The 1467-nt window shown below is 66.3% G+C and carries 2 protein-coding genes; both read left to right on the top strand.

Going from position 1 to position 1467, the window contains the following annotated elements:
* Positions 1-1167: ABC transporter permease subunit (locus tag DID99_RS36590; protein WP_124668724.1), on the top strand; the 1167-nt coding region annotated here is incomplete at its 5' end.
* Positions 1168-1189: 22 nt separating this feature from the next.
* A partial coding sequence (locus tag DID99_RS36585) for an ATP-binding cassette domain-containing protein (RefSeq protein WP_124668723.1) occupies positions 1190-1467 on the top strand: 278 nt, incomplete at its 3' end.

The raw sequence follows: 1467 nt of genomic DNA, 5'->3' as shown, positions 1-1467 counted from the left end.
TGGAACATGATGATGTCGATGTCGGGCGGCTGGTTCTTCGTCGTCGCGTCGGAGGCGATCACCGTCGGCAACCAGACCATCACGCTGCCGGGCATCGGCGCGTATCTCGCGCAGGCGATCTCGGACAAGAACCTCGGTGCGATCGGCTGGGTGATCCTGACGATGACGGTCGTGATCCTGGCCTACGACCAATTCCTGTTCCGCCCGCTGATCGCATGGGCTGACAAGTTCCGGATGGAGAACACCGCATCGGGCGATGCGCCGCAATCCTGGCTGCTCGACCTCGTGCGTCGCACGCGCCTGATTCACCAGCTGCTCGTGCCGGCCGGCTGGTTCTTCGCGAAGGCGGCGCGGATTCCGCTGCGCCTGCCGCTGTCGGGCGCAATGCGCTTCTCGCTGCCGAAGGTCGAGAAGAAGGCATCGCGCACGGTCGACATCGCATGGGCGGCGCTCTTGCTGCTCGGCACGGCCTATATCGTGTGGCGCGTCGTCAGCTTCGTGTCGACCGGCGTGACGATGGGCGAAGTCGGGCACGTCGTCGCGCTCGGGCTCATCACGCTGCTGCGCGTGGTCGTGCTGATCTCGATCGCGTCGGTGATCTGGGTGCCGATCGGCGTGTGGGTCGGGCTGCGCCCGAAGCTGGCCGAGAAGCTGCAGCCGCTCGCGCAGTTCCTTGCCGCGTTCCCGGCGAACCTGCTGTTCCCGGTGTTCGTGATCGTGATCGCGCGCTTCCACCTGAACCCCGACATCTGGCTGTCGCCGCTGATCGTGCTCGGCACGCAGTGGTATATCCTGTTCAACGTGATCGCGGGCGCGACGTCCTATCCGAACGACTATCGCGAAGCCGCGACGAACTTCCGGATCCGCGGCTGGCAGTGGTGGCGCCAGGCGATCCTGCCCGGCATCTTCCCGTACTACGTGACCGGCGCGATCACCGCCTCGGGCGGCGCGTGGAACGCGAGCATCGTGTCGGAAGCGGTGCAGTGGGGCTCGACCAAGATCGAGGCGCACGGCCTCGGCGCGTATATCGCGCAGACCACCGCCGCCGGCGACTTTCCGAAGATCATCCTGGGCATCGCCGTGATGTCCCTGTTCGTCACCCTGTTCAACCGCCTGCTGTGGCGTCCGCTGTATGCCTTCGCCGAAGCGAAGCTGCGGCTCGACTGAGACCGATTGAGAGCGAAACGCGATGCACAATCCGAATGCTGTAAACGCCCCCGTCCAGACGTCCCAGCCGCCGCGCCTCGGCGAGGAAATCCTGCGCGTCGATCACGTCTGCCGCGGCTTCAACAAGACGCAGGGCGAGTTGCTCGTGCTCGACGACGCGAACCTGTCGCTGCGCGAGGGCGAGATCGTCGGGCTGCTCGGCCGTTCGGGCTCGGGCAAGTCGACGCTGCTGCGGATCATCGCCGGGCTGATCGAGCCGACCGGCGGTGACGTGACCTATCTCGGCAAGCCGCTGCGCGG

It is taken from the genome of Burkholderia sp. Bp8986, assembly GCF_003854225.1.
Lineage (GTDB): Bacteria > Pseudomonadota > Gammaproteobacteria > Burkholderiales > Burkholderiaceae > Burkholderia.
Note: the sequence above shows the minus strand (reverse complement) of the source record. Positions and strands in the feature narration are given on the sequence as shown.